Origin of the sequence: Ensifer adhaerens (genome assembly GCF_013283195.1) — a bacterium.
Taxonomy (GTDB): Bacteria; Pseudomonadota; Alphaproteobacteria; order Rhizobiales; family Rhizobiaceae; genus Ensifer; species Ensifer adhaerens_G.
On record NZ_JABEKT010000002.1, the window covers coordinates 138,328 to 164,863 of the forward strand.

The window sequence follows — 26,536 nt, forward strand, 5'->3', positions numbered from 1 at the left end:
GTCTATCTGAGATGGGCGCCCGCCTCATTTCCGGGCTCACGCTCATGCCGCGCTGATGCCAGTCATGCCCGGCTGATCCCGATCATGCCAGGCTGACGTCGAGTGTGATGGGAACTGCACCAAGCGCCTTTGACACCGGGCATCCCGCTTTCGCCTTGTTGGCGAGTTCGGTGAATGTTGCGAGATCCGCGCCCGGCACACGTCCCTTCAGGGACAGATGGATCGCGGTGATGGCAAAGCCGTCGGCGACGGATTCGAGCGTGACCTTGGCGGTCGTTTCCATGCTCTCGGCCGTGAGCCCGGCCTCTCCCAGGATCAGCGACAATGCCATGGTGAAACAACCGGCATGAGCCGCGCCGATGAGTTCCTCCGGGTTTGTGCCCGGCACGCCCTCGAAACGAGCTGCAAAGCCGTAGGGATAGTCTTTCAAGGCCCCGCTCTGCGTCGAAATCTGCCCCTTGCCGTCCTTGAGACCGCCGGCCCATTTTGCCTGTCCAGTGCGATTGATCTGCATGCTCATCTCCTCCGGGTGACATCTACGGCCTTGCAGATAGGGCGGTATCGGCGGATTGGTATGACGCTGCACGGATTGGCTCGCCGACGCTCGAAAATGCGGCGGTGCACCGAAGCTCGCCCGCCTGCCGGGAAAATTATTCCGCCTATCATGCGTCGCGCGCGAAACGGTTGCTTAAACTCCCTTACAACCTTGACTAATTTGCCCTCGTTGCGGACGCTGCCTCCCTCACGCTCCGCTCCACCAATCAATCGAGTGTAAATCGTGTCCCAAGCTTCCATCAAATCCCCGCCGAAGCCGTTCTTCCTGTCGTTCGGCTTCCAGGTTCTCGCAGCCATGGTCATCGGTCTGCTGCTCGGCCTCATCGCCCGCAACATGGGCGTCGACGCGGCCGGCAACCCCAACTGGCTGACCGTGACATTGCAGACGATCGGCACCATCTTCGTGCAGCTTCTGCGCGCCCTGGTCCCGCCGCTGGTCTTCACCGCGATCGTCGCTTCGATCGCCAATCTGGCGACGCTTCAGAATGCGGCAAAGCTGGTCTGGCAAACGCTTCTCTGGTTCGCGATCACCTCGCTCATCGCCGTTGTCATCGCGATTGCGCTCGGCCTCATCATCGAGCCCGGCATAGGCTCGACCGTATCGCAGGAAGCTGCCAAGGCACCCTCCTATTCCGGGTCCTGGCTCGATTTCCTCAAGGGCCTTGTCCCCGCCAACATTCTGGGCCTGGAGGCAAGCACCAAGCTGACGGAGGGTAGCGCCAGCACGTCGCTGAATTTCAACGTCCTGCAGATCCTCGTCGTCTCGATCGTCTTCGGCACGGCCGCGTTGAAAGCGGGCGACGCAGCCAAGCCCTTTCTCGCCTTCAACCAGTCGCTGCTCGTCATCGTCCGCAAGATCCTTTGGTGGGTCATTCGGCTGACGCCGCTCGGCACCATCGGCCTGCTCGGCCGCGCCGTGGCGCAATATGGCTGGGGAACGCTGGCGCAGCTCGGCTGGTACGCCGCGGCCGTCTATATCGGCCTCGCCATCGTGCTGTTCGTCGTCTATCCGGCGCTGCTGGTCGCACATGGCCTGAAGCCCTCGCGCTTCTTCGCCGGCGCCTGGCCGGCAATCCAGCTGGCCTTCGTGTCGCGCTCGTCGGTCGGCACCCTTCCCGTCACCGAAACCGTGACGGAAAAGAGCCTCGGCGTGCCGCGCGAATATGCCGCCTTTGCCGTGCCGCTCGGCGCAACGACCAAGATGGACGGTTGCGCTGCCATCTATCCGGCGATCTCGGCTATCTTCATCGCGCAGTTCTTCGGCGTGCCGCTCGGCATCCAGGAATATGTCCTGATCGTCTTCGTCTCGGTGCTCGGCTCGGCAGCGACCGCCGGCCTCACCGGCGCAACGGTCATGCTGACGCTGACACTGTCGACGCTTGGGCTTCCCCTTGAGGGTGTGGGCCTTCTGCTCGCCATCGACCCGATCCTCGACATGGGCCGCACCGCCGTCAATGTCGCCGGACAGGCACTGGTGCCGACGATCGTTGCCAAGCGCGAAGGCATTCTCGACGAGACCGTATACAATGCCGGGAAGTCGATTGAAGATCCGGAGCCGGACGCAGTTCTTCAGGCCGCCTGATTTTTTCAGGCTGCAAAATTGGTACAACGGACGACGAAGGCCGGCATTCTTGCCGGCCTTTTTGCGCCCAACGGCGGGCAACCCTGCGCATGCCGAGCGACCCCCTTGATCGGCAGCTGAGGCCGGCGTCCCGGCGGTCCTGCGTTCGCAACGCGCCTTCCGAAGTCACGGGGCGACCCGGCGCGAACCGTGAGCGCGCGTCCTCCCGCATCGCTCCCCACGCCGTACCTCTTTCGGAGAGAGGCTCTTCGCCGTCACGCTGACAGACATTGACGGAAGACATGCAGCATGAGACAAACCGACCGTTCGGTTTGTGATGGAGATACCTGTTGAAGCCCATTGCCGTGCATCGCCACCTCCACGATGTCTTCGGGTTGCAGCAAACCCTGCCGGAACTGGCCGCGACAATCTCGTTCGGCATCGCTCTGCCTGTCGCCCTCGCCACCAGATTTCCGGATTTTCTGGCGTCGGTGCCGCTGTGGAGAAGCGCGTTGGCGCTGATCCTCGTGCTCGATATCGCTGCCGGTTGCGTCGCGAACTTCACGCGATCCACGAACGACTTTTACGCCGCTCGGCCGCGCAACCGGTGGATCTTCATCGCAATCCATGTCCACGTGATCATCGTCGCCCTTCTGCTGGGCACCGACTTCGCGGCCTCGTTGGTCGTGTGGGGCTACACGATCGCCGGTGCCGTTGTCGTCAACGTGTTGAAATCAAACCCGCTACAGACGTTTGCCGGTGGGTCTCTGCTGGCCGCGGGCCTGAGCTGGCTTGCGCTATACCCCGGCGTGTCCCCCTTCATGTCGATCGTTTTCGCCCTGTTCATGCTGAAGGTGCTCTTCAGCTTTGCAGTGGATCACTATTCCTGTTCCCAAGCGGCCTGCGCGCCAGAAGGACGGGCCTGATCGATGGCGTCTTCATTCGAGATCTCGACAAGCTGGCATCAGGGCGCGGTCGAGCGATCCGGATACCAACCGCGTTCGCCCGGCACGGCGCTCGACAAAGGCTAGGGGGCAATGTCGTTGCGGATCTCCAGGGCGGTTTCAACAGGTTGGCCCCGGTCGATATCGGCGGACTTACGCCGAGGCCAAGTTCCGACCCATTGCGGAGACATCGTGAAAGACACCAAGACCTCCATCATCGAGTGCGCATTCCGGCTGTTTCTGGAACGTGGATACGAGAATACCAGCATGTCGGATCTGGTCGAAGCATCCGGCCTGTCGAAGGGTGCCGTCTATCACCACTTCAAGGACAAGGACGCGCTGCACGACGCCGCGATCGAGTATTTCTTTGTTCGCTTTTTTGAACCGGCAGAGACTGCGGCCCAGCCCGGAGGCGAGGCCAACCTTGAGCATGTGATCAATGAGCTGTGCGCCGGCTACGAGCGCCTCATTGCGGAAATCGCCACCGTCACACCCGATGTAAACGCCTATTATCGCTTCATCTTCTCGATCTTGCCAAAGGTGAAGTCCGTGATAACGCAGCAGATCGCAACGGCCCGCGCTGAGATTGCCGCCGCCGTGCGGCAAGATCAGGAGGCGGGGCGACTGCGCTCTTGCCTGTTGCCGGAGGTCGTTGCCGACCAGTGCCTGGCATTGATCGAGGGCGGCGGACTTCTCTGCCTGCTCGAAGGAAAAGAGACCGTTAGCGCGGTCTTTCAGCGAACGATCCCGAGCTATCTTCGGTCGCTGAAAGATATCGCATGACGTGACGAGACACCCGGATCGGAAGAGCGGATGCCTTGGCGCCGTACTCGAAACCGGCCATCGCCGACACCACTCAATTTTCAATTTGTACGTTTTAGATGAAACAAACGATACCGTAGAGTTGTTAATCTCCGAGGATTCGAATACTCAACAATCGGCGCTTCTGTGGCAGCAGCGCATTACAATCTTCTCCTCGGATCAATGCCGATTTGAGGAAATACAGGCAAAGCGGAGCTTGGATGCCGGTCATCTTTCAGCGCATTACTGAGGGCCAGGCGTCACAGGCAGCGACGATCATCGTGCAGGCTTATGTGGAGCCGCCTTGGAATGAAGAGTGGTCGCTGGAGGGGGCGACGGCACGCATGGGCGAATTGTCGACCACACAGGGCTGGATAGGGGTCGGCGCCCTTGAGGCCGGACAATTGCTCGGGTTTGCCATCGGCCTCCCGCACACATCCGCTTCCGGCAGGGGCCTATACATACCCGAGATCGCCGTCCTTCCATCTCATCAAGGCAGGGGCATTGGAAAACGGCTGCTTAAACTGCTTGAAGCAGAAGCTCACAACGCCGGTTTTTCAAGTGCTTGGCTCCTGTCGCAAAGCCAGGGAGCCGCTGCGGAATACTACAAGGCCAGCGACTACAAACAGGTTGCGAAGCTGAGGGTCTACTCGAAGTCCTTTGGATAGCGCGAAAGGCTTGCGCGGGCCGCGCCAGCACCGATGGCCGCCTGACAACGACGGGTCGCGCAACAATGGTCCTGCGCCATGCGTTACGCGCAGCGCAGGAACACCTCAAACCCGGTCGAAAGGTTCCCCGCCACCCCGATCCCATTCGAGGATCAGGCAACAGCCCCTGAGAGGCGACGACGCCACAAAACCGAGGAAGCCGTCGCCACCGTTCGCATTGCGTCGGCAGCGAGCGAGCCCTGCTTCTACACCAGCGCTTACCCCTCGTAGTGGCCAGACGACGCCGCGGCAGCCGATTTGACCACCAGCGCCACATCCGCACCCTTGATCACGCTCACCCCCGTTGCACGCAGATCTGCGACGGTCTTCAGTCCGCCTGACTTCGGCGTTTCGAGAGGCTCGACACTGCGAGCGTCCAGATCGACCACCCAAAGCCCCTTTTCACCCTCGATACCGATCACAACAACTTTAGTCATTCACTTCCCCTCTCACGATGGATTGCTCCGGTTAAAATCCCGCCCTCTTCAAGCCGTCTCGATAGAGGTCCCTGTGCCATTGTTCCTTGCTCGGAACAGCCGCGAGCCACGTTTCCAGATCGAAGTTGGGGTTGGCTTCGCGCACGCGGCGAACAAAGACACGCGCCTTGTCCTTCTGGTCCAACATCGCCCAGTTCGCAGCCGAGAGCCTGTCGGCCAGGCTCGGATCGGCCATACGGCCGATATAGTCCAGCGAGGTCTCGAATTGGCTCAGCGCGTAGTTTGCGCCCGCGGCGGTCCAGAGATAGGAGTCCGGGCTCAAGGGATTGAGCTCGATCGCCCGTTCGATCTTCTGCAACGCCTTGCCGGGAAGAGAACAATGGACCAGCGTATCCGCATGATCGGCAATGATATCGGCGTAGTGCGGCCCCAGCGTCTCGGCCAGTTCCATCGCCTCGGCGCTTTCATCGAATGCGCCCTGCAAAAGCTTGGCGACGCCAAGCTCTCGGTAGCCATCGGCCATGTTCCGGCGCGCATCGATTGCGCGCACCGCAAACCCCTCGGCGGATTTCAGCAGCTCGATATCGCCCCGTGCGGTCAGCAACCATTCCTTGGAATAGGTTCTGGCGATCGAACTCAGCGCCGGAGCAAAATCGGTGCTCGCGTGCAGGGCCGTCTTCATTTCCTTGCGCGCACGCCGAAGGTCGGGCAGCGTGAGCCGGTTCAAATGCCGTCTTCCCACGAGATAACTGTGGTAGGCCGCCGGGTTCAGTTCCCTGTAAAGCCGCGTCGCCTCGTGCCGTTCGATCTCGCTTGAAACCGAAAGCGCGATGTTTCGTGCGATCACGCGGCGGGCAGCGACGAGGTCGGGTTGGCTCAGGCTGAACCGTTCCGCCCACACGACCTCGTTGTCGGGGAAAAAGACAAGCTGAACGAACAACGTTCCTTCGCTTGTCTGATTGCTGATCCGGCTGTCGAGGATGTAATTGAGAGCGTGGCGTTGAAAGAAATCCGCCTGGTCTTCGAGCTGATGGCCGATCTGGACGGCGGAATGGTGGGCGATGACCTGTAGACTGTTGAACGCGCAAAACCCGATCGTGATGTCCTCGATCAAGGCGTTCGCGATGAAGCGGCTGTCCGGGCGCCCGATATGATCGCTTGGAGGCAACAGCACCAAACGAGGTACCGCATGCCGGCGCATGTCGTCAGGTTCAACATGAGGGCGTTGCTCTGATATGCTGACGAGCGAGGGATGGGCCTGTGCGCTCGCAGCTGTTTGTCTGGCATCCCGGTTCGCCGTGGCGTTGACCAGATCAGCACCGCGCGCCAGCGCGTTGCTCCGCTTCTCGAGAATTTTGCGGAGCTGGTCGACCTCTTCTTCGGCGTTGAAGACTTCGACAAGCAGCTGCAGAGTGTCCGGATCGGCGCGCTCCGCTCCGATGAGCAGTATCCCCGCATCCTTGAGAATTTCGGCGTCTTCGTCCGAGCGCGCCACACGCGACACCCTCTTCAGCAGCGCTTTGAGAAGGGTATTCTGACGGTCTTTCTGCTCGGCAAACCATCCGTAGAAGTCACGGCTCTGGCAGCCGACAGGCCCCAGGAACGAACGATGCATCAGCGTCGCGAGATTGCGCAACTGACGCAAGGGGTCCGCCTCATCCTCATCGGCAACCCAGACCATGTCCGACGACACCGCCAGCCGTTCGACGTGGATCATATTGCTGGAAAAGGAGAGGAGCTGTGCACCGAGTTCGTCTTGGCGGAGCTTTATCCTGGATATCATCTTGCGCATGTTGACGAGGGACACGGCGTTGTCCTCGTCTCCCCACAGGAATGCGGCCATGGCGGCGCGATGCTCGGCCCCTTCCCTGATCGTCAGCAGATAGGCCAGAAGCAACAAACCTTTTTCGGGGTAGGCAACTTGCCGCCCCTCTGAGTCGACGAGCTTCAAGCCACCAAAGGTTTGCAGAAAGAAGGTCATTTGTACCTTAGGGCCGTTCCGCCAATATTGATCAGCACCCCTGCGCCAAAAGAAGACCCAACGGCAGTGTGTAAGCCTCTCGGCCTGTAATCTAGGGAGCGTGTGGACAAACGATTGCGAGACGGAGTTTGTCGTAATAGCGCGCAGAATTCAACCGGGAACTCACGCGAGGCAAAGCAGAGGTTGTCATAGCGCCCCAACACCGCTCGATCGTCTGACGACAGCTATTCTATGCTTCATTTCAGGTTCTGACCAAACTTGCAGCGCGATGACCGAAAACGACCTTCTGCCGCGGGCCGAATGACCGCAGCGCCCCTATACTTCGCCTTTGTTTTCGCGGGTCGCGGGCAGCCGCCAATCGTCTCGCCCTTCTTTCGACCGCGACCAAAAGCGCCGCGATCACTGCGAGGAAACACCAAGCCAGCACTGATCCCCGGAGTGCGGTTGGCGTTGATCTGCACCTGCATATCGTCCATGCGGCCGGGGTGCGCTTCGTTGGGACAGTGACTGTCGTGTGAGCCGGATCGGCTGCCCGGCTCGCCGCGGTTATGCGGTGGAGGACCCGGCCGGATTGCCGGCTGGCGGCAACGCGGTTTCCGGCTCTTCTGACGCATGACCTTTCTCCAGCTCGACAACCTCCAGGCGACCCCAGGCTGCGGCCCGATCCATCAGCAAACGCATCTCGGCGTTGAGGGCATGCGATCGCCGGATCTGATCGGCGTGGGCGACATTGGTCCGCGGATCGTAGAAACCGCCGATGTCTTCACCTGTGACACGCCTGGCCTGTTCGAGTGCCGCCCGCAGCGCGGACAGCTCGGCCTTTGCCACGAAATATCGTCTCATCGCGTCGATGAGTTCGCGGTCGCGCGCCTTCGTCTTCATGGATGCCTCCCTTGCAACAGGCAGTCGGCGTGATCCCACAAGATGGCGAAATCTGGGTCCTCCCCAAAGGTCAGGCATGTTGCCTGTGGACGCAACGTCGCCGCATCGTCTCGAAGGCGGATCAGGGGGCGTCATCGTGATTGGACTTCACGCCCGACAAGAGTCACGCTCACTCCAGGGAAAAGGGTTGGCGCAGCGCATCTATCGTCCAAATGGAGGCGACAATGAAGCACCATACACGCGAGCAATTGCAGGTCTTCGCGCAGATCGAACCGGACGTCCGTCCGCTGAACATGTCCCACAGCGAGCGCCTGGAACGCTGGGCGGAGCTTCTCGAGCAGAGCCCGACCCGCCATCTAGCGACGCTCTATGAAACCGAGCACCAGTCGGCCGCCGTGCGCGATACCTTGCGCAGCGACGGTTCGCCAATTTCCGTGGCGTTCAACGACCCGATGCTGCGGGCCGCCGGCCTGGAAGACGATACCTACGGCGAGGCGCTCCGGTTCTTCGGGCTACGCGACTGGCAGCTTCACGGCGTGATCTGCTACTGCCACTTCGGTGCAACGGTGCATGCCGCGACGGCAGCCGGGCTCGTCCGGTCGATTCTGAACGGCGAACGCAGCGGCCTGCTGGCCCGCATGCGCGCCTTGTTCTTCGGCTGACACTGGCCCCGGAATGCGTGACGCTGTGCATGTCGACATGGGCTGGTGGCAGCCTGCCGGGGCCGCCGGGCGCAAAGTGCGGCCTTGCCACCCGGCTTCCTTCACGTCTTCGTCACGCGGTTTCGGTGTCGCGAGGCTTAACGGCCGGCATCCGTGATGGCAGCGACCGTCGCAGCGGAGAGCCCGACCTCCGCCAGCACCTCGGCCGTGTGCTCCCCGAGACCCGGCGCCGGCAGCCGGAAGCGCCCCGGCGTTTCGGACAGTCGCGGCACGATGTTGTGCATGGGCAGCGGCCCGTGCTCCGCATCGTCGAGCGATACGATCACCTCGCGCTCGGAAAAATGCGCGTCCTCGGTCGCGTCGGCAATGTTGTAGATCGGTCCGACCGTTGCGCCGCTGTCTCGCATAACGGCGAGCGCCTCGTCGTGGGAACGAACAGCAAACCAGGCACCGATCGCCTCATCGACCAGATCGCGATGCTTGAGGCGCTCGCTGTTGGAACGAAACCGCGGATCCTCGTTCATGTCGGCGCGGCCGATGATCTCGAAGATCCGTCGGGCGACGGCGGGCGTCGAGCCCGAGAGCGCGACGTACTTGCCGTCGGCGCATTGATAGACGTTGCGCGGGCAGGCGGTGTTCGAGGCGCTGCCGATGCGCTCCTTGACGGTGCCGTTGAGCGCATAGATCGCGGCCTCTGGGCCGAGAACCGAGAAGATCGGCTCCAGCAGCGACAGGTCGATGACCTGTCCGCGTGCCCTGCCCTTTTCGCGCGCAAACAGCGCGGTCATCGTCGCCGACATGCCGTATACGCCGGCGATCATGTCGGCGAGCGCCAAGGGCGGCAGCACCGGCTCCCGGTCGGGAAAGCCGGTGCGGTAGGCGTAGCCGCTCATGCCTTCGACGATAGTGCCGAAGCCGGGAAATGCCGCATAGGGACCGGTCTGGCCGAAGCCGGACACGCGCACGACGACGAGATCGGGATTGCGTGCGAGAAGCACGTCCGGGCCGAAGCCCATCTGTTCCAGTGTTCCCGGGCGGAAATTCTCGATGAAAACGTCGGCGCTCGCGACCAGTGCCCAGAGTGCCTCGCGATCGGCCGTTTCCCTGAGGTTGAGGATCACCGAGCGCTTGTTGCGCCCATAGGTCTTCCAGAACAACGACAGGCCTTCGTCCTTCCACTCGCGCAGCGGGTCGCCCGCCGGCGGCTCGATCTTGATCACGTCGGCGCCGAAATCGGCAAGCTGCAGCGACAGCATGTTGCCGGCGACCAGACGCGAAAGGTCAAGCACCTTGATCCCCTGAAGCGGCCCTTCGGCATCAGGATCCCAGTGCTTTCTGACGAAATCGTTCATTGGAGGCGCCCGCCCGTCTTGTCGTCGAACAAAAGCACATTGGCCGTGTCGAAGCCGATTGTCACCTTCGCGCCCGACTGCAGAAGCGCGCTTTCGCCAAGAACCATTGTGATGTCGGTGGTCTCGACCCGAAGCATCACCTCCTGCGCATCCCCGGTCGGCTCGACCAGCACGACCTCGGCCGCGATGCCACTGTCGGCAAGGTGGATGTGCTGCGGGCGGATGCCGTAAACGATCTTGCGCCCCGAAACGAGCCCGTGACCTGTGGGCAGCGGCAGCCGGGCGCCATCGGCAAGCCGCAGCATCTGGCCATCGACCTCGCCGCGCAAGAGGTTGATCTCAGGCGAGCCGATGAAGCTGGCGACGAACAGGTTCTGCGGGTTCTTGTAGAGCTCCAGCGGCGGCCCCATCTGCTCGATCTTGCCGCCGTTCAGAACCACGATCTTGTCGGCCATGGTCATGGCTTCCGTCTGGTCGTGGGTGACGTAGATCGTCGTCTTGCCGAGGCGCTGATGCAGCTTCTTGATCTCGCCGCGCATCTTCACCCGAAGCTTTGCATCGAGGTTGGAAAGCGGCTCGTCGAAGAGGAAGGCGCGCGGGTCGCGCACGATGGCGCGCCCCATGGCCACACGCTGGCGCTGGCCGCCCGACAGTTCGCGCGGCAGCCGTTCGAGCAGGTGCCCGAGCCCGAGGATGTCGGCGGCCTCGTCGACGCGACGCTTGATCTCGCTCTTCGACACGCCGGCAAGTTTCAGCGCGAAGCTCATATTGTCGGCGACCTTCATGTGCGGATAGAGCGCGTAGCTCTGGAACACCATGGCAAGGTCACGTTCCTTGGCCGGCATGTCGTTGACGATGCGGCCACCGATGGTGATCTCGCCGGCACTGATGTCCTCGAGCCCGGCGATCATGCGCAGCAAGGTCGACTTGCCGCAACCGGACGGACCGACCAGGACGACGAATTCGCCGCTGCCCATGTCGAGCGAAATATCATCGAGCACCGACATGCTGCCGTAGCTCTTTCCCACATTCCTGAGTTCGATCTCGGACATGGTCTCTCCTCCCATTTGATGCGCCGGTGCGGCTCTTGGCGCCGCCCGCCGGCCCGTTTCACAGGCCGGCGGGCGGGAACTAGACCGCTCAGGCAGTCTCGACGATCTCGATGGTTCCGACGCTCATGCGACCGAGCGCACCCAGGCGAAGACCGGCCATGCCATAGACGAACTGGTCATCGCTCGCCTCGATCAGCGGCTTGCCGTCGATGGCGAAGGACAATGCATCACCCTTGAGGGTGAACGCGAAGCCGTAGCTCTTGCCAAGTTCGCGCTTGAACGGTGCGCGCGCCAGAACGGTGGTGCCGAAATCCTCCTTGAGGATGACCACCTCATCGCCGTCGAAGCCTGCGGCATAGAACCGGCTCGTGCCGTGAACACGCGCCGTCACCAGCTGCGACGGCCCGGCGAGCGGCTTGACATCCGCCAGCACCTCGACGTCGCGGGCGTAGTAATGGCCCGTCCACAGATCGGCATCATTGGCCGTATGAGCGTGGATGCGGCCATCCTGCAGGGTCCAGTGACCACGGTTCCAGGTGAAGCGCGAAATCGAACCCCATTCCTGCACTTCGCCCCTGGGATCGATGACGGTGTGGCCAGCGCCCTCGACCTTGAAATCGGCGAGGAACAGGCGGCCGAGGAATTTCAGCCGGCCGAAATACTCGACCTGGATGCCGATCTCGTCGATCGCCTCGGCGCCTTCCGGCACGGTGAAGGAATAGTCCTGCCAACCCTCATGATTGGGCACGTGCCACGCGCCGGTCTCCTCGATCGCGCCGGACATGGCGCGGCGGATATAGGGCGCGACGCGCAGGTTGCCGTCACCGTTCCACGGATCGAGCCATAGCTTGAACGACACCGTCTGGCCGGCATCGACCAGTGGCGAGAACATCGGGCGGTAGCGCTCGTCGTCGAAATCGGAGCGGCGATAGAAGGGCTTCCAGAAGATGCGTCCGCCCTGGCCACGCTCGAGCCGGTCGAGTTGGATTTCAAGCGAACCGCGCGAGCCTTCGGCCTGCTTTTCGGTCGAACCCTTGAGGCTGATCTGGTTGAAGCCTTCGGTGCGGAAACCGTGGGTCGATCCGGGCAGATCGAAGTCGAAGCGGACGCCACGGCGGGTGAAGTCTTCCAACCAGAGAGCCGGCACGTCGTCACCACGCAGTTGCAGCGCCAGCACCGTCAGTTCCCGGGCAAAGGACGGGATGTCGACGATATTGATCGAGCCGACGACTCCGGAGGCAACGATGAAGTCGTTGATCGGCTTTCTGTACTTGTCCCAACCCGGCTGAAGCCCCTGGAAGGTGCCGACGATGGCACCGGCATTGCCGGCGTTGCAGTCGGTGTCCCAGCCGGCCATGGTGGCGATCTCGGCAGTGCGCGGCAGGTCGCCTTCGCCATAGAGGATCGCCATGACGGTCACGCCGGCATTGGGGATGATGTGGCAGACTCCGGGATAACGGTCATAGCCCCAATCGGCAGTCAGCATGTCGCGGCAGGCGCGCCAGTTGCCGGGATTGGCCTTGTGGAAGTCGATCACCGCCTGCGCCACGCGGGCATAGGTGGATTTCGCGTCGATGGTCGCCATGGCGGCGGCGATCACCTCGGCGATCGAGGTCGCCTCGAAAGCCCCAGCGATGGCGGCGGCGCAGAAGCGCGCGCCGTTCAGGCCGTCGCCGTCATGAGCAACGCTTGCAGCGCGAGCCGAAGCGTCGGCTGCCTTCTGCGGCTCACCCGGATGCACCCAGCCCCAGCTGTCGATGAAGATCTGCCCGCCGATCTGCTCGGCAACAGTCGCGCCGTTCTGAGCGATCGATCCGGATTGCGGCGCAGGAATGCCGGCACGCAGGTTGCGATAGGCGGTGTGTTCGGTCGATACGCCGAAGCCGCCCCACCAGTACATGCCGTGCTCTTCGGCAGCATAGTTCACCCAGGTCTTGCCGACATCGGCAGCACTCGCCTTCAGACCGTAGTCGCGCAGAGCGCGAATGAAGTAGACCGGGCCGTTGGTGTCGTCGTCAGCGGCGAAATTCTTGAAGTCCCGCAGATACTGGGTGACTTCGCCATAGGTCTTCTGGACGCGCTCATAGCTCCAGATCGTCGGTTCGACCGGGGCGCCCAGGCGAACGCCAATGGCCTTGCCGATGAAACCGGCATAGATCTTCTCGTAAATCGTCTCTTTGCTGAGCTTGGGCATCATGCGTCTTTCGTTATCGATCAGAATGTGAGGGCGGCGCGGAAGCTGGCCCGCCGGTCGGCGGCCGCCTGGTCGGCGGCAAGCATGGTCGTTGCCACTTCGGTGAAGCGATCGGCCGAAGCGCTGAGGTCGAGCCGGTTCGCCCGGTCGAGGAGGGCATGGTCGGCGTCGTCGATGACACCTTCGCCATGCATCGCGCCGAGGATCGCACCGGCCATGACGCCGATGGAGTCAGTATCGCGACCGGAATTGATGCCGTCCTCGATCGAGCGGCGGAAGTCGCCGTCGTTGAACAGGCAGAAACCGAGCGCCAGCGGCAGCTCTTCGATCGAGCCGAGGCGGCTCGGCTGATAGGCAGCCGTCAGACGACCTGCCTTGGCGGGTGTGTGGTTGACGTCGTCGCCCATGGGAGAATAGGGCGCGATCGCCGCATGGAAGGCGGCAACGACCGTCTGATGATCAGCACCTTGCACCTTGAGCTTGCGGGCAACGTCTGCGATGTCGGCAATGGCGTTGCGCGTCCCGTCCTTGGCCAATGCCAGAACGGCTTCGATCACGCCTTCGATATCAGTTCCCGGAACGAACGCCGCGGCAACCGCAGCGGCAAACACGCCCGCCGCCTCAAGCCCGAAACTCTCCTGGTGGCCGGAGGCAAACGCGATCGCCTCGTCATAGGCGGCCCTCGGATCGCAGGCGTTGACGACGCCGATTGGCGCGACATACATCGCGGCACCACAATTGACCATGTTGCCGATGCCGCCCTGGCGCGGATCGCACGATGTCAGCTGGTGGCGCTGGAAGATCCATTTCTCCGGATAGAAAAGGCGCTCGATCAGCATCGCTTCGCGCTGCAGTTCCGGCACGTAGCGCGGCACCCAGGCGATCTGCCTGACCATACCGTCGGCCATGTCCCAGGCATCGAGATGCCGGCCGACGTCACCATAGATATCCATGAGGCAGAGCGTCATCAGCGTGTCGTCGGTGACGATGCCGTTGCCGCGCACCCGGCCGTTGCGGGCGGTAGCGTCAAGCGACATCTTGTGCCACTCGGTGTCCAGCGAGCTGACCCGGCCATATCGCTTAGCGATTTCGGCGGCCGGCAGTTTTTCGACCGGCGCCCCCATGGCGTCGCCAAGCGCGACGCCATGGATGAGCGCGCGGACTCTCCCTTTGAGAGAGAGCCCTTGAACGCTACTTTTGTGCATCGAGAACAGTCCTTGCATACTCGTTGAGGCGTTTGCCACCGGCCGCTTCCCACTCCGCGACGTACTGATCCCACTGATCCATCTTGGCGGCGCCGGAGATGAACTTGTAGACCCAGGAGCGGTAGACGTTTTCGGTGGCGTCGAGATCGGCGGCGTAATCGGCCGGCCAGACAAAGGTATTGTCCGGCTTGAAGTCCTTCTGGATCGTCGCCAGCGACTGCTGGGCCGCTTCCGACTGCCAGACAACGGGCGGGGTCCAGTTGGCCGCCACCATGAAGCGGGCATACCAGGTGGCGATCTTGTCGGTGACCTTATAGGCGTCGCCGTCCTTGGTGTATTCCTGGCCTTCGAAGCCGAGGCGGTCGAACATCTGGCCTTCTGGGCTTGCCATGAAGTCCAGCAGCTTCATCACTTCGGCCTTGTGTTCCGACACCGACGAGATCGCAAATCCGCGCGATTCCTTGGAGACGTCGACGGCGGCGAGACCCTGGCCGCCCGGTCCCTTCGGCGGCGACAGGAGCACGAGCTCGGTGCCCGGATGCACCTGACGCATCTTGCCGCCATAGATGTCGATGACCTCGCCGGAGGAGCCGAAGATCACGCCGGCGCGGCCGGTGTAGAACTTGTCTTCCTTCACGTCGAACTTGGTGGTGATGTATTCGGGATCGTAGAGGCCCTGTTCGCGCAGCGATGCGTAGAAGGCGATCTTGTCCTTCTCCTGCGTGGTGGTGCGCGCATGCACCCATTCGCCGCCCGCGTTCTTCATCCAGGTGCCGGTGATGCCGAATGCCTGGTTGAAGATGGAATCGAGCTCGTTAGTGTTATCGGCCGTGGTCACGCCATAGCTGTCGGCGACACCGTTGCCGTCGAGATCGCCGTCCTTGATCGCCTTGAACAGGGTGACATAGTCTTCGACGGTTTCAGGCGCCTTGAGGCCGGTCTTTTCCAGCCAGTCCTTGCGGATCACCGGCTGGGGCCCGCGCACCGGATAGACATAGAGAAGGTAGGGGTAGTTCTTGAGGCGCTCGACATTGTGCGGCCACAGCGCGTCCTTCAGGTACTTGGTGTCGGCCAGCATCGGGCCGAGATCCTCGAGCACGCCCTGCTCGACCATCTTGGCGTCGCCGCCTTGGAAATAGATCAGGTCCGGAATATCGCCCGACAGCAGCATCACCGACAGCTTGTCGGCATAGCCTGAAGACGGCAGGTCGACGAGTTCGATGTCCAGATCGGTGCCCTGCGCCCGGAGCGCTTCCTCAATGCGCTTGAGGTGCTTGACGTCGTCGGGGTTGGACGGGGTGAAGTCCTTGGACACCACCCGGATCTTGACCGGTTCGGCCAATGTCGGGGCGGCAGCACCGAGGCTGAGTGCTAGCGCAGTCGATGCCAGCAGGACCATTTTTCTAAGCATTTCGTCTCCTCCGTTTAGATAGGCTTCTTTGTTTGAACGCGTGTCTTCGTCACCCCTTGAGCGCGCCGCTCATGGTTCCCTTGGTGAAGAATTTCAGGATCAGCGGGTAGATCGCCAGGATCGGCACGATGGTGAGCAGGATCATGCCGGCTTTCAGCGATCTCAGATCGATCTGGCTGGCGCCGGTGTTGTTGCTGGCGTTGTTGGCGCCAACGATCGCGACCTTGTCGCCATCGATGACGAACTGGCGCAGCACCACCTGCAACGGCCATTTGCCCTGATCGTTCAGATAGATCATCGCGCGGAAGAACTCGTTCCAGTGAAAGACGAGATAGAACAGCGAGATGGTGGCGAGCGCCGGCTTGGCGAGCGGCAGCACCAGATGCCAGAACACCTGGAACGGGTTGGCGCCATCCAGTTCGGCAGCCTCCAGCAGTTCCTGCGGGATCTCCTCGAAGAAACGGATGAGGATGATCAGATACCAGGCATTGACCGCCTTGAAGAGGATCACCGACCAGTAGCTGTCGAGGAGGCCCAGGCGCTTGTTGACGAAATAGTCGGGAATGATGCCCGGCTCGAACACGATGGTGACGAGCACGAGGATAAACAGCGCCTTGCGACCCGGCAGGCCGGGCCTTGAAAGCCCCCAGGCCATCAGCGCGGTACCGACCACGCCGATCACGGTGCTGACAGCGGTGATGAAGATCGAGTTGAAGATGCCGCGCTGCACATTGGGGTGCTGCAGCAGAACACTCCAGACCTCGAAGGAGAACCCTCGAGGGATGATGGTCAGCCCGCTCATGCCCGGCACCTTTGCCGGGTTCGACAGCGAGACGGCGAGCAGGTTGAGGATCGGCTGGACGGTGACGACGACGAGCAGCAGCAGCGTCGAGACGATGATCGCATATTCGATGCGTTCGATCGGGGTCTTGCGCGACAGGGCCATTACCAGACTCCCTTTCCGGTCAGACGCTTGGAAACGAAATGGGCGATCACGATCATCATCGTGCCGAGCACGGCCTTGAAGAGGCCTGCGGCCGTTGCCAGCGAGTATTCGCCGGTCTGCAGCCCGATGCGGTAGACATAGGTGTCGACGATATCGATCTTGCTGCGCACCACGTCGTTAGAGAGGTTGATCACCTGATTGAGGTCGGCGTTGAGGAACATGCCGGCATTGAGGATGAACAGCGTCGCGATCGTCGGTACGATGCCGGGCAGCGTGACGTGGCGGATCTTCTGCCAGCGGTTGGCGCCGTCGATCTCGGCGGCATCATAAAGCTGCTGGTCGATGGCGATGATGGCGGCGAGATAAAGCAGGCTGTCCCAACCGGCCGAACGCCAGATCTCGGTGAACACCAGCACCCAGCGGATGGCGCCGGTATCGGTCATGAACGAACGCGGCGCGATGCCGGCCATGCCCATGATATTGTTGACGGCGCCATCGGTCGGCGACAGCGCTGCGATGAAGATGCCGGCGATCACCACCCAGGACAGGAAGTGAGGCAGATAGATCGCCGACTGGATGAACTTGCGCAGCGAACCGCCGCGAACCTCGTTCAAAAGTAGCGCGACGATGATCGGCACCGGTAGGAAGAACACCATCTTCATGGCCGAGATGATCAAGGTGTTGGCCAGCACCTGCCAGAACACCGGCGAGGAGAACAGCACCTGGAAATGCTTGATGCCGACCCAGATGTTGGGTGGCACGATGCGGACCTGTTCGAAGGCAATGCGCGCCTCCCAGATCGGCAGGTAATGGAAGATGAGGAAGAACAGGATGCCCGGCGCCATCATGACGTAATAGGGCCACCACCGGCGCCAGCCATCGGCAGCGACCGCAACGCGCCCCTGCCTGCGGCGCGCGCTCGATTTGGGAACGTTCCCAAATTTAGGCGACATCACCGCCTCGTCACGATTGGTCATTGCTTACCCCCTCCCGGAGCTTGCTGCGCGTCTGGGCTGGTTGAGCGACAGATCGGCCAATGAGCCGCGCTCGATCAGCCGGCATGGCATGAACACCCGCCCATGCTCCGGGCGGCCGGCGATTTCATCAAACAGGCAATCGACGGCGCGCACGCCGATCTCGCGCCCAGGCTTGGCGACCGTCGTCAGTCCCGGCCAGGAAAATGCGCCTGCGGGAATGCCGTCGAAGCCGAGGATGGAGACGTCTTCCGGGCAACGCAGACCGGCTTCGCGCACGGCGACCATGGCGCCGAGCGCCATCAGATCGTTGGCCGCGAAAACCGCGAGATGGCCGACCCGGTCGCGTGCAAGCAGCCGCATCATCGCGGTTCGCCCGCCTTCGACGGTATATTCGCCATCTTCCATCGGCAGTGCTGCCGGGTCGATGTCGCGCTCGACGCAATGTTCATGAAAAGTGCGCAGAAACCGGGCCCGCGCGATACGCGATTTCGGCCCGAGGATCAGCGCCGGCGCGTGATGCCCCTTGGACACCAGATGGTCCATGCCGAGCCTGACCGCCTGGGCAATATCGGAACCGACGGAAGAATTGGCCGGAAAACGTTCAGCACTCGAACCGATCAGCACGAAGGGCAGCCCGAACCTGTCGAGATCGTCGAAGCTGTCGGCAACCGGATTGATGATGGCGCCATCGACCCGCGCCTGCCGCAGGGCACGCAGATGGCTCGCCTCGCGGCCATGATCCCAATCGGAGGAAAACACCAGGAGCGAAGTGCCGTTTTCGGCCGCGCGGTCCTGCGCACCGCGCGCCACCTCGGCCCAGAACGGATTGGTGATATCAGGAATGACAAGGCCGAGCAGACCTGTGCGGCCGGAGCGCATGCCGACGGCCAGATCGTTGCGCTCATAGCCGACGGCACGGGCGGCCTCGAGCACACGCTCGCGCGCCTCGTCCGTAACATTGGACGCGCCGGAGAGTGCCCGGCCGGCGGTGCTCTTCGACACCCCCGCCTTTCGCGCGACGTCAATGATCGTCGGCCGCCTCCGCTGCATTCCACACGCCCTCCCATGGCATGAATTCGTGGGAACGTTACCACGGAGATTTCGAGTCCGCAAGTCCACCCGATTTCGGACGTGGTTTTGCCGGTCTTGTTGTGGTGTCAAAAAGAAAAAGGCCACCGTAGAACCGGCGGCCTCAAAGTGAGAGATATGACCTCCACGCAAAGCGAGAGGTGTAACCTCCAGAGGGAACATCGCTCTCGCAGCCGGGAGGATGGCTGCACATCAAGCGACCGTCATAATGTGACAGCACGGCGCCCGGTTCTCAATCAATGCAAAACCAGAACTGAAGCCCGAGAGGGATCGCTCTTCCAAGATTCGCATGACCGCCGCGATTTTTTGCTACTCCTCATTTTCTCGTACGTTCTGGCGCCGCGCATGCCCCGTTCGGGAAGCCGCATCGATGACCGAAAGCCACGCCGGAGAGTGCGGCGCTTGCGCACACCGGGCCCATCGCCTTGACTTATGCGCCGTCGCATTTACGATAGTGGCATGCTGATCGTGACTTCATATGCCCTTCGAGAACCCGTGCGCCTCAAAGCGGGATCGTAACCCGGCCGCGGCTTTTACCGTGCGCGACCGGGGCATGTCACGCCATCCCAGCTATCTCCCTGTTAGCTGAGACGATGAAATCGATCGCCGCCTCGCACCGCCATAAGCGGACTTCCTGATAGCGAGCAGGCCTTAGCTCTCGACAGCATGTAATGAAAAATCTTCCCCAAACTGCCGGCTGGCGCTCCGGCCTGCTTACCGCGTTCGACATCGCAACCGCGCTCGGCGAAAGCCGGGCGGCGCTCGCCGAGCTGTTCGATTGCAACACGCTGAAAAGCACACGACGGGCTGCTTGCGCAGACGGCCCAGAGCAATTCGAGCTCGACGCGGCGGCACGCACCAGCCTCGCCATCATCCATTCGCTTCGCTGCGACGCCGACCTGAAATGCCACGTTGCCGAGCAGGCGCTTTCGAACTGGCCGCAGATCCCCGTGTCGGTCGCCCGCATTGTCGACTTCGAGCCCGAAACGTCGCACGACACCGGCGCGCGCTTTGAACCGGCATCCGCCGCCGACCCGTTCCAGTTTTTTGGACCATTTGCCGCAGAACCGCTGCCCGTCGCCATGCTCGACGACTACATCGACCTGATCGACGGACGATATCTGCTGTGGCGCAGACCGAAGTGCGATCCACATGGCATTGCGACCGCGATCCATGCCAGCCAGGAACGCCTTCGCCTCGACCCGCAGGATGCGGCCGCGCAAGCGGATTTTCTTGAGGCTGCCGCCGTCCTGAGGCAAAAGGCCGAACACGAATTGATCTGGCTAGGCTCGATCAGGGGCGAAGAGTTCTGCCCGACACCGGCTGCCAACCAATCTTCGTTGCCCGAACAACTGCCCACCGCACCGATGATCGGCGAGGCGGGTAACGTCGGCACGTTGGCCATGAACTATCGCTCCAAAAGCTCGGTCAATATCTCGCTTGCCGCCCGCGCCATGAAGCGGCGGGCGCTGGGGCTAACCGTCAGATAACCCTGGCCTGCCCACCGACAGCCCAAGCATCCGAAGACATCTTAAAGACACAAGGCACATCATGATCCAGACCCCCTACTATCTGATCGACAAGGCGAAGCTCCTTCGCAACATGGAGAAGATCGCCTATGTGCGCGAAAAATCCGGCGCCAAGGCGCTGCTCGCGCTCAAATGCTTCGCCACATGGTCGGTCTTCGATCTGATGCGCGAATACATGGATGGTACGACGTCCTCCTCACTCTACGAGGTGCGGCTCGGCCGCGAAAAATTCGGCGGCGAAACCCATGCCTATAGCGTCGCCTATGGCGACAATGAAATTGACGAGGTGATCGGCCATGCCGACAAGATCATCTTCAACTCGATCGGCCAGCTCGACCGCTTCGCCGACAAGGCGTCCGGCATTGCCCGCGGGCTGCGCCTCAATCCGGGCATGAGCTCATCCAGCTTCGACCTCGCCGACCCCGCCCGCCCCTTCAGCCGGCTCGGCGAATGGGATGCGGCGCGGATCGAGACCGTAATGGACCGCATCAGCGGCTTCATGATCCACAACAACTGCGAGAACAGGGATTTCGGCCTGTTCGACCGGATGCTGGGCGAGATCGAGGAAAGGTTCGGCGGACTGCTTTCCCGCGCCGACTGGGTCAGTCTCGGTGGCGGCATTCATTTTACCGGCGACGACTATCCGGTCGACGCCTTCTGCGAGCGCTTGAAGGCCTTTTCCGGCCGTCACGGCGTCCAGGTCTATCTGGAGCCCGGCGAAGCAGCGATCACCCGCAGCACGACGCTTGAGACCACCGTCCTCGACACGCTCAACAACGGCAAGGACCTCGCCATCGTCGACAGCTCGATCGAGGCGCACATGCTCGACCTCCTGATCTACCGCGAAAGCGCCAAGGTCGAGCCGAATGCCGGACCGCACAGCATCATGGTCTGCGGCAAATCGTGCCTTGCCGGCGATATCTTCGGCGAGTTCCGCTTTCCAGAGCCCCTGAAAGTCGGAGACCGCGTCTCGTTCCAGGATGCGGCCGGCTACACCATGGTCAAGAAGAACTGGTTCAACGGCGTCGGCATGCCGTCGATCGCCGTCAGAGAGCTTGACGGCAGCGTCAGGCTCGTCCGCGAATTTTCATTCGCCGACTACGAACAGAGCCTCTCCTAAGGCTCGTCATACCCCCATAAAAGAAGGAAAAATCACCCGAAATGAAGAAGAACGTTCTCATCATCGGCGCCGGTGGCGTGGCTCAGGTCGTGGCGCATAAGTGCGCGCAGAACTGCGATGTACTGGGAGACATCCATATCGCATCCAGAACGGTCGAAAAGTGCCGCGCGATCGTCGCCTCGGTCCGCGAAAAGAAGAGCCTGAAGACCGACGTGACACTCGAAGCCCATGCGCTTGATGCCATGGATGTCGAGGCAACGAAGGCGCTGATCGAAAAGACCCGGGCCGGCATCGTCATCAATGTCGGCTCCGCCTTCGTCAACATGTCGGTGCTGCGCGCCTGCATGGATACCGGTGCTGCCTATATGGACACCGCGATCCACGAAGACCCGAAGAAGATCTGCGAAACGCCGCCGTGGTACGGAAACTACGAATGGCAGCGTGCGCAGGAGTGCAAGGAAAAAGGCATCACCGCCATCCTCGGCGTCGGCTTCGACCCGGGCGTGGTCAACGCCTATGCACGCCTCGCCAAGGATGAGTATTTCGACAAGGTCACCGCCGTCGATATCGTCGATATCAATGCCGGCAGCCATGGCAAATACTTCGCCACCAACTTCGACCCCGAGATCAACTTCCGCGAATTCACCGGCGTCGTCTATTCCTGGCAGAACGGCCAGTGGCAGACCAATTCGATGTTCGAGGTCGGCAAGGAATATGACCTGCCGGTGGTCGGCAAGTGCAAGGCCTACATGACCGGCCACGACGAGGTTCATTCGCTGGCAAAGCACATGGACGGCGCCGACGTCCGCTTTTGGATGGGTTTTGGCGATCACTACATCAACGTCTTCACCGTCCTGAAAAACCTCGGCCTCCTGTCCGAGCAGCCGGTGAAAACTGCCGAAGGCCTCGAGGTCGTGCCGCTCAAGGTGGTCAAGGCCGTGCTGCCGGATCCGTCGTCGCTGGCACCGAACTACCAGGGCAAGACCTGCATCGGCGATTTCGTGAAGGGATTGAAGGACGGCGAGGAACGCGAAGTCTTCATCTACAACGTGGCCGATCATAAGGAAGCCTTCGAAGAAGTCGGATCGCAGGGCATCTCCTACACCGCCGGCGTACCGCCGGTCGCTGCCGCCATGCTGATTGCATCGGGCGAATGGGACGTGAAGCAGATGGTCAACGTCGAGGAACTGCCGCCGCGCCCGTTCCTCGACATCCTCAACCGGATCGGACTTCCCACCCGCATCAAGGATGCGGACGGCGACCGCGCCTTGACGTTCTCCTGAGACCATAGACGGTCGATCTCCAGCAGCTATCCCTCTGCGATAGCCCGCTAACCTGAAGACGAGGCCCGGCCGCCGTGAGGTGACCGGGCCTTGCCGCTTTCGGGCCCAGCCTTTCGCGTAGCGCCCACCCCACGCCCTGTGTGCAACGCAGCAACGATTGGCGCTTGCTTTGTTTATAAAAATACTGTTCACTAAACATATTGCTAAACATGACACGTGAGGAGTTCATGTGAGCATTCATTGAAGTCGATACCGTTTCGACGCTGGCGGGGAGCCGGCTTTTTCAGTTCTGGGAGGAACTCATGCAGATGAAATTGAAAGCCCTTCTCGGGCTCGCCTCGGCGCTTGCCCTGTCGTCAGCGTTGCCGAATGCGGCCAAGGCCGAACAACTGACACTGTGCTGGGCCGCCTGGGACCCGGCAAATGCTCTGGTCGAGCTGTCCAAGGATTTCACCGCCAAGACCAAGATCGACATGAAGTTCGAATTCGTGCCGTGGACCAGCTATGCCGACCGCTTTCTCAACGAACTCAACTCCCAAGGCAAACTCTGCGACCTGATCATCGGCGACAGCCAGTGGATCGGCGGCGCGGCGGAGAACGGCCACTACGTCAAGCTCAACGAGTTCTTCGACAAGGAAGGCATCAAGATGGATGACTTCGTGCCGGCGACCGTTGTCGGCTATTCCGAATGGCCGAAGAACACGCCGAATTACTGGGCGCTACCGGCAATGGGCGACGTCGTCGGCTGGACCTACCGCAAGGACTGGTTCGAAAAGCCGGAACTGCAGAAGGAATTCAAGGAGAAATACGGTTGGGATCTCGGCCCGCCGAAAACCTACGATCAGCTGAAGCAGATCGCCGAATTCTTCCAGAAGCGCGAAGTCGACGGCAAGACCGTCTATGGTGCCTCGATTTATACCGAGCGCGGCTCGGAAGGCATCACCATGGGTGTCACCAACGTGCTTTACGACTGGGGTTTCCAGTATGAGAACCCGAAGAAGCCCTACGAGATGGAAGGCTTCGTCAATTCTCCCGACGCGGTGAAGGGCCTCGAATTCTACAAGGCGCTCTACGATTGCTGCACACCGCCCGGCAGCTCCAACGTCTACATGGTCGAATCCGCCGATGCCTTCAAATCGGGGCAGGTGGCAATGCAGATGAACTTCGCCTTCACCTGGCCCGGTCTCTACAAGGACGAGAAGGTCGGTGGCGATCGCATCGGCTTCTTCCCCAATCCGGCCGAAAAAGCACATTTCGCCCAACTCGGCGGACAGGGCATATCGGTCGTGTCCTACTCTGAAAAGCGCGATGCAGCGCTGCAATACATCAAGTGGTTCGCCCAGCCTGACGTGCAGGCCAAGTGGTGGGAACTCGGCGGCTACTCCTGCCTGAAGGCTGTCGTCAACGCACCGGGCTTTGCCTCCAGCCAGCCCTACGCCCAGGCGTTCCTCGACTCCATGGCGATCGTCAAGGATTTCTGGGCCGAGCCGAGCTACGCCTCCCTGCTCCAGGACATGCAGAAACGCGTGCACAACTATGTCGTCGCCGGCAACGGCACCGCCAAGGAAGCGCTCGACGGCCTGGTGAAGGATTGGACCGAGGTGTTCGAGGAAGACGGCAAGATCTAGTCCGGGCTCTAAACCCGGAGATCTCGTGCCGCTAAGGGCGGCCCCATCGGCAATCGCTGCGGGCCGCCTCGAAATCCCGACCCAAAAGACCAGGTGATACCTTGACCCTTTCCCATTCCTCCATCGCCGAGACGGCCGCGATGGCAACGCCGGCGCCCATTGCCCGGCGGGTACGCGGCCTCTCCGACAGGGCGATCGCCTGGGCTTTCATCGCCCCTGCCATCACCCTGCTGCTGGCGATCAATATTTTCCCGCTGCTCTGGGCAATCTATCTGTCCTTCACCAACTATCGGGCCAATCGCCCGAACGCAGTCGTCGAAGGCGTCGGCCTCAGGAACTACCAACGCGTCCTGACCGACCCCGATATCTGGCAGGCGATGCAGACGACGGCCCATTTCGTCTTCTGGACGATCGTGCTGCAGACCGTCATCGGCTTTGCGCTCGCCTATCTCATCGACCGCAAGTTTCGCGGCCACGCCTTCTGGACGACGATCATCCTGATCCCGATGATGCTTTCGCCGGCCGTGGTCGGCAATTTCTGGCGCTTCCTCTATGAGCCGCAGATCGGCCTGTTCGCCTATGCCGCCTCGATGGTCACCGGCATTCCGACCTCCGAGATCCGGATGCTCGGCGACGTCTCGCTGGCGCCCTGGGCGATCATCATCGTCGATACCTGGATGTGGACCCCTTATGTGATGCTGATCTGCCTCGCCGGGCTGCGCTCGATCCCGGACTACATCTACGAGGCTGCCGAAGTCGACCGCGCCTCCAGCTGGCGGCAGTTCTGGTCGATTACCGTGCCGATGGCCCTTCCCTTCATCATGCTCGCTGTTCTTTTCCGCGGCATCGAGAATTTCAAGATGTTCGACATGGTAACGCTGCTGACCGGCGGCGGCCCAGGGTCCGTCACCGAAGTCGCTTCGATCACACTCAAGCGTGCGGCGTTCGAGAGCTGGGCAACCGGCCGGGCGTCCGCCTTCGCGATCATTCTTTTCGTTGCGGTGTTCGGCCTTGCCAACATCTACGTCAAAGCCCTCAACAAGGTGAAACAACGATGAGCTCCGCCAACACCGCCCATTCGGTCGTCGCGCCGAGCGACACCAGCAAACGCGTGGCCGGCACGATCGTCATCGTCTACGCCCTGATCACGCTGATCCCGCTCGTCTGGATCTTCCTGACCAGCATCAAGTCGCCGCCGGATTCGATCAGCTATCCGCCCAAGATCGTCTTCACCCCAACGCTCGAAGGCTATTGCAACCTGTTCACGACGAGGACGCGGCAGACGCCTGATTACATCGCCGCCCTGCCGGAACCGACCAGCACGTGCGACGAGGTCACGCGCAAACGCAACATGGTGATCGCCGGTCCGTCGAACTTCCTGCCGCGCTTCGTCAATTCGCTGGTGATCGCGTTCGGCTCGACCTTCCTTGCCGTCTTCCTCGGAACGCTGGCCGCCTACGGCTTCTCGCGCTTCAAGGTGCCGCTTGCCGACGACCTGCTGTTCTTCATCCTGTCGACGCGCATGATGCCGCCGATCGCCGTCGCGATCCCGATCTACCTTATGTACCGCGAGCTCGGGCTCTCCGATACAGCGCTCGGCATGATCCTGCTCTACACGGCCGTCAACGTCTCGCTCGCCGTCTGGCTGTTGAAAGGCTTCATCGACGAAATCCCGCGGGAATACGAGGAAGCAGCGATGATCGACGGCTATACCCGGCTGCAGGCGTTTCGAAAGGTGGTGTTGCCGCAGGCAACCACCGGCATCGCGGCAACCGCCATCTTCTGCCTGATCTTCGCCTGGAACGAATATGCCTTCGCGGCACTCCTGACCTCGGGCCAGGCACAGACCGCGCCGCCGTTCATCCCGACGATCATCGGCGAAGGCGGCCAGGACTGGCCGGCCGTTGCGGCCGGCACGACGATCTTCCTGGTCCCGATCCTGGTTTTCACCATTCTCCTACGCAAGCAATTGCTGCGCGGCATCACCTTTGGAGCGGTGCGCAAATGACAGATCTGACCCGGACACCTACCAAGACCTCTCCAAAGCGGCCGTTCTTCTTCCGGCGCGGCCCAATGGAAAACATCGCGACCGTGCTGATCGCCACCGGCTTTCTGATGCTGTTCCAGCCGTTTGCGCTGGTGCTCTACACCTACTCGCTCGTAACGCTGCTTGCCGGCACGGTGATGTTCATCATCGTTTCGAAATTTCCGGAGTGACCG

24 protein-coding genes are annotated in these 26,536 nt (G+C 61.7%); 12 read left to right on the forward strand and 12 right to left on the reverse strand.

Annotated elements, in window-relative coordinates; genetic code table 11:
* Positions 1-82: 82 nt before the first annotated feature.
* The gene (locus LPJGGPFB_RS17160; RefSeq protein ID WP_173421174.1) at positions 83-514 is read right to left on the reverse strand and encodes an OsmC family protein; all 432 of its coding nucleotides are present in this window, start codon (positions 512-514) and stop codon (positions 83-85) included.
* A 261-nt stretch (positions 515-775) separates the two neighbouring features.
* Between LPJGGPFB_RS17160 and LPJGGPFB_RS17165 the strand changes: the two genes are divergently transcribed.
* The 4 genes from LPJGGPFB_RS17165 to LPJGGPFB_RS17180 all read left to right on the forward strand — a co-directional run bounded on the left by LPJGGPFB_RS17165 (position 776) and on the right by LPJGGPFB_RS17180 (position 4,529).
* On the forward strand, positions 776-2,137 hold the full coding sequence (locus LPJGGPFB_RS17165; protein ID WP_427858285.1) for a dicarboxylate/amino acid:cation symporter: 1,362 nt from the start codon (positions 776-778) through the stop codon (positions 2,135-2,137).
* Between the two features lie 329 nt (positions 2,138-2,466).
* On the forward strand, positions 2,467-3,042 hold the full coding sequence (locus tag LPJGGPFB_RS17170; protein WP_173421176.1) for a hypothetical protein: 576 nt from the start codon (positions 2,467-2,469) through the stop codon (positions 3,040-3,042).
* Between the two features lie 210 nt (positions 3,043-3,252).
* A complete protein-coding gene (locus LPJGGPFB_RS17175) occupies positions 3,253-3,843 on the forward strand; it encodes a TetR family transcriptional regulator (protein WP_173421177.1) in 591 nt (196 codons plus the stop codon).
* A 239-nt stretch (positions 3,844-4,082) separates the two neighbouring features.
* Positions 4,083-4,529: a GNAT family N-acetyltransferase gene (locus tag LPJGGPFB_RS17180; protein WP_173421178.1), complete on the forward strand. Its 447-nt coding sequence runs from the start codon at positions 4,083-4,085 to the stop codon at positions 4,527-4,529.
* A gap of 257 nt (positions 4,530-4,786) precedes the next feature.
* Here LPJGGPFB_RS17180 and LPJGGPFB_RS17185 read toward each other — a convergent pair whose 3' ends face one another.
* The 3 genes from LPJGGPFB_RS17185 to LPJGGPFB_RS17195 form a co-directional block, all read right to left on the reverse strand.
* The gene (locus tag LPJGGPFB_RS17185; RefSeq protein ID WP_173421179.1) at positions 4,787-5,005 is read right to left on the reverse strand and encodes a hypothetical protein; all 219 of its coding nucleotides are present in this window, start codon (positions 5,003-5,005) and stop codon (positions 4,787-4,789) included.
* A 31-nt stretch (positions 5,006-5,036) separates the two neighbouring features.
* Positions 5,037-6,986 carry a hypothetical protein gene (locus tag LPJGGPFB_RS17190; RefSeq protein ID WP_173421180.1) on the reverse strand — a complete coding sequence of 650 codons (1,950 nt, stop codon included), beginning with the start codon at positions 6,984-6,986 and terminating at the stop codon, positions 5,037-5,039.
* Between the two features lie 546 nt (positions 6,987-7,532).
* Positions 7,533-7,868 (reverse strand): hypothetical protein, encoded by a 336-nt coding sequence (locus tag LPJGGPFB_RS17195; protein WP_234902920.1) that lies wholly within the window; start codon positions 7,866-7,868, stop codon positions 7,533-7,535.
* Between the two features lie 224 nt (positions 7,869-8,092).
* On the opposite strand from LPJGGPFB_RS17195, the gene LPJGGPFB_RS17200 reads away from it, so the two are divergent.
* Positions 8,093-8,530, forward strand: coding sequence for a hypothetical protein (locus LPJGGPFB_RS17200; protein ID WP_173421181.1), 438 nt, complete (start codon positions 8,093-8,095; stop codon positions 8,528-8,530).
* A gap of 137 nt (positions 8,531-8,667) precedes the next feature.
* Here the strand turns inward: LPJGGPFB_RS17200 and LPJGGPFB_RS17205 are convergent, their stop codons facing one another.
* From LPJGGPFB_RS17205 to LPJGGPFB_RS17240, 8 genes are all read right to left on the reverse strand, one after another.
* Positions 8,668-9,882 carry a CaiB/BaiF CoA transferase family protein gene (locus tag LPJGGPFB_RS17205; protein ID WP_173421182.1) on the reverse strand — a complete coding sequence of 405 codons (1,215 nt, stop codon included), beginning with the start codon at positions 9,880-9,882 and terminating at the stop codon, positions 8,668-8,670.
* Positions 9,879-10,934, reverse strand: coding sequence for an ABC transporter ATP-binding protein (locus tag LPJGGPFB_RS17210; protein ID WP_173421183.1), 1,056 nt, complete (start codon positions 10,932-10,934; stop codon positions 9,879-9,881). The genes LPJGGPFB_RS17205 and LPJGGPFB_RS17210 overlap by 4 nt, the downstream gene beginning before the upstream one ends.
* Before the next feature lie 88 nt (positions 10,935-11,022).
* Positions 11,023-13,131, reverse strand: a complete 2,109-nt coding sequence (locus LPJGGPFB_RS17215) for an ADP-ribosylglycohydrolase family protein (protein ID WP_234902921.1) — start codon at positions 13,129-13,131, stop codon at positions 11,023-11,025.
* 17 nt (positions 13,132-13,148) lie between these two features.
* Positions 13,149-14,333 (reverse strand): ADP-ribosylglycohydrolase family protein, encoded by a 1,185-nt coding sequence (locus tag LPJGGPFB_RS17220; RefSeq protein WP_173421184.1) that lies wholly within the window; start codon positions 14,331-14,333, stop codon positions 13,149-13,151.
* Positions 14,320-15,744, reverse strand: a complete 1,425-nt coding sequence (locus tag LPJGGPFB_RS17225; protein ID WP_234902922.1) for an extracellular solute-binding protein — start codon at positions 15,742-15,744, stop codon at positions 14,320-14,322. Before LPJGGPFB_RS17225 ends, LPJGGPFB_RS17220 begins: the two co-directional genes overlap by 14 nt.
* A 49-nt stretch (positions 15,745-15,793) precedes the next feature.
* Positions 15,794-16,690 (reverse strand): carbohydrate ABC transporter permease, encoded by an 897-nt coding sequence (locus LPJGGPFB_RS17230; RefSeq protein ID WP_173421185.1) that lies wholly within the window; start codon positions 16,688-16,690, stop codon positions 15,794-15,796.
* Positions 16,690-17,667, reverse strand: a complete 978-nt coding sequence (locus LPJGGPFB_RS17235) for an ABC transporter permease (RefSeq protein WP_173421186.1) — start codon at positions 17,665-17,667, stop codon at positions 16,690-16,692. Before LPJGGPFB_RS17235 ends, LPJGGPFB_RS17230 begins: the two co-directional genes overlap by 1 nt.
* A 3-nt stretch (positions 17,668-17,670) precedes the next feature.
* Positions 17,671-18,717 carry a LacI family DNA-binding transcriptional regulator gene (locus LPJGGPFB_RS17240; RefSeq protein ID WP_173421187.1) on the reverse strand — a complete coding sequence of 349 codons (1,047 nt, stop codon included), beginning with the start codon at positions 18,715-18,717 and terminating at the stop codon, positions 17,671-17,673.
* A gap of 710 nt (positions 18,718-19,427) precedes the next feature.
* On the opposite strand from LPJGGPFB_RS17240, the gene LPJGGPFB_RS17245 reads away from it, so the two are divergent.
* The 7 genes from LPJGGPFB_RS17245 to LPJGGPFB_RS17275 all read left to right on the forward strand — a co-directional run bounded on the left by LPJGGPFB_RS17245 (position 19,428) and on the right by LPJGGPFB_RS17275 (position 26,533).
* Entirely contained in the window at positions 19,428-20,246 is an 819-nt protein-coding gene (locus LPJGGPFB_RS17245) for a hypothetical protein (RefSeq protein ID WP_173421188.1), read from the forward strand.
* 61 nt (positions 20,247-20,307) lie between these two features.
* Positions 20,308-21,405, forward strand: a complete 1,098-nt coding sequence (gene nspC, locus LPJGGPFB_RS17250; protein ID WP_173421189.1) for a carboxynorspermidine decarboxylase — start codon at positions 20,308-20,310, stop codon at positions 21,403-21,405.
* Between the two features lie 41 nt (positions 21,406-21,446).
* Positions 21,447-22,688, forward strand: coding sequence for a saccharopine dehydrogenase family protein (locus LPJGGPFB_RS17255; protein WP_173421190.1), 1,242 nt, complete (start codon positions 21,447-21,449; stop codon positions 22,686-22,688).
* Positions 22,689-22,990: 302 nt separating this feature from the next.
* Positions 22,991-24,316 (forward strand): ABC transporter substrate-binding protein, encoded by a 1,326-nt coding sequence (locus LPJGGPFB_RS17260; protein WP_173421191.1) that lies wholly within the window; start codon positions 22,991-22,993, stop codon positions 24,314-24,316.
* 101 nt (positions 24,317-24,417) lie between these two features.
* A complete protein-coding gene (locus tag LPJGGPFB_RS17265) occupies positions 24,418-25,374 on the forward strand; it encodes a carbohydrate ABC transporter permease (RefSeq protein WP_173421192.1) in 957 nt (318 codons plus the stop codon).
* Positions 25,371-26,324, forward strand: a complete 954-nt coding sequence (locus LPJGGPFB_RS17270) for a carbohydrate ABC transporter permease (RefSeq protein WP_077501717.1) — start codon at positions 25,371-25,373, stop codon at positions 26,322-26,324. The genes LPJGGPFB_RS17265 and LPJGGPFB_RS17270 overlap by 4 nt, the downstream gene beginning before the upstream one ends.
* Complete coding sequence (locus LPJGGPFB_RS17275; RefSeq protein ID WP_173421193.1) at positions 26,321-26,533, forward strand: hypothetical protein; 213 nt, start codon at positions 26,321-26,323, stop codon at positions 26,531-26,533. The genes LPJGGPFB_RS17270 and LPJGGPFB_RS17275 overlap by 4 nt, the downstream gene beginning before the upstream one ends.
* Positions 26,534-26,536 lie beyond the last annotated feature (3 nt).

What these genes read in the sequence shown, in the direction of transcription:
- LPJGGPFB_RS17160 (WP_173421174.1), bottom strand. Translation starts at nt 514, where the DNA reads ATGCAGATCAATCGCACTGGACAGGCAAAATGGGCCGGCGGTCTCAAG.
- LPJGGPFB_RS17180 (WP_173421178.1), top strand. Translation starts at nt 4,083, where the DNA reads ATGCCGGTCATCTTTCAGCGCATTACTGAGGGCCAGGCGTCACAGGCA.
- LPJGGPFB_RS17185 (WP_173421179.1), bottom strand. Translation starts at nt 5,005, where the DNA reads ATGACTAAAGTTGTTGTGATCGGTATCGAGGGTGAAAAGGGGCTTTGG.
- LPJGGPFB_RS17190 (WP_173421180.1), bottom strand. Translation starts at nt 6,986, where the DNA reads ATGACCTTCTTTCTGCAAACCTTTGGTGGCTTGAAGCTCGTCGACTCA.
- LPJGGPFB_RS17195 (WP_234902920.1), bottom strand. Translation starts at nt 7,868, where the DNA reads ATGAAGACGAAGGCGCGCGACCGCGAACTCATCGACGCGATGAGACGA.
- LPJGGPFB_RS17200 (WP_173421181.1), top strand. Translation starts at nt 8,093, where the DNA reads ATGAAGCACCATACACGCGAGCAATTGCAGGTCTTCGCGCAGATCGAA.
- LPJGGPFB_RS17205 (WP_173421182.1), bottom strand. Translation starts at nt 9,882, where the DNA reads ATGAACGATTTCGTCAGAAAGCACTGGGATCCTGATGCCGAAGGGCCG.
- LPJGGPFB_RS17210 (WP_173421183.1), bottom strand. Translation starts at nt 10,934, where the DNA reads ATGTCCGAGATCGAACTCAGGAATGTGGGAAAGAGCTACGGCAGCATG.
- LPJGGPFB_RS17215 (WP_234902921.1), bottom strand. Translation starts at nt 13,131, where the DNA reads ATGATGCCCAAGCTCAGCAAAGAGACGATTTACGAGAAGATCTATGCC.
- LPJGGPFB_RS17220 (WP_173421184.1), bottom strand. Translation starts at nt 14,333, where the DNA reads ATGCACAAAAGTAGCGTTCAAGGGCTCTCTCTCAAAGGGAGAGTCCGC.
- LPJGGPFB_RS17225 (WP_234902922.1), bottom strand. Translation starts at nt 15,744, where the DNA reads ATGCTTAGAAAAATGGTCCTGCTGGCATCGACTGCGCTAGCACTCAGC.
- LPJGGPFB_RS17230 (WP_173421185.1), bottom strand. Translation starts at nt 16,690, where the DNA reads ATGGCCCTGTCGCGCAAGACCCCGATCGAACGCATCGAATATGCGATC.
- LPJGGPFB_RS17235 (WP_173421186.1), bottom strand. Translation starts at nt 17,667, where the DNA reads ATGACCAATCGTGACGAGGCGGTGATGTCGCCTAAATTTGGGAACGTT.
- LPJGGPFB_RS17240 (WP_173421187.1), bottom strand. Translation starts at nt 18,717, where the DNA reads ATGCAGCGGAGGCGGCCGACGATCATTGACGTCGCGCGAAAGGCGGGG.
- LPJGGPFB_RS17245 (WP_173421188.1), top strand. Translation starts at nt 19,428, where the DNA reads ATGAAAAATCTTCCCCAAACTGCCGGCTGGCGCTCCGGCCTGCTTACC.
- nspC (WP_173421189.1), top strand. Translation starts at nt 20,308, where the DNA reads ATGATCCAGACCCCCTACTATCTGATCGACAAGGCGAAGCTCCTTCGC.
- LPJGGPFB_RS17255 (WP_173421190.1), top strand. Translation starts at nt 21,447, where the DNA reads ATGAAGAAGAACGTTCTCATCATCGGCGCCGGTGGCGTGGCTCAGGTC.
- LPJGGPFB_RS17260 (WP_173421191.1), top strand. Translation starts at nt 22,991, where the DNA reads ATGCAGATGAAATTGAAAGCCCTTCTCGGGCTCGCCTCGGCGCTTGCC.
- LPJGGPFB_RS17270 (WP_077501717.1), top strand. Translation starts at nt 25,371, where the DNA reads ATGAGCTCCGCCAACACCGCCCATTCGGTCGTCGCGCCGAGCGACACC.
- LPJGGPFB_RS17275 (WP_173421193.1), top strand. Translation starts at nt 26,321, where the DNA reads ATGACAGATCTGACCCGGACACCTACCAAGACCTCTCCAAAGCGGCCG.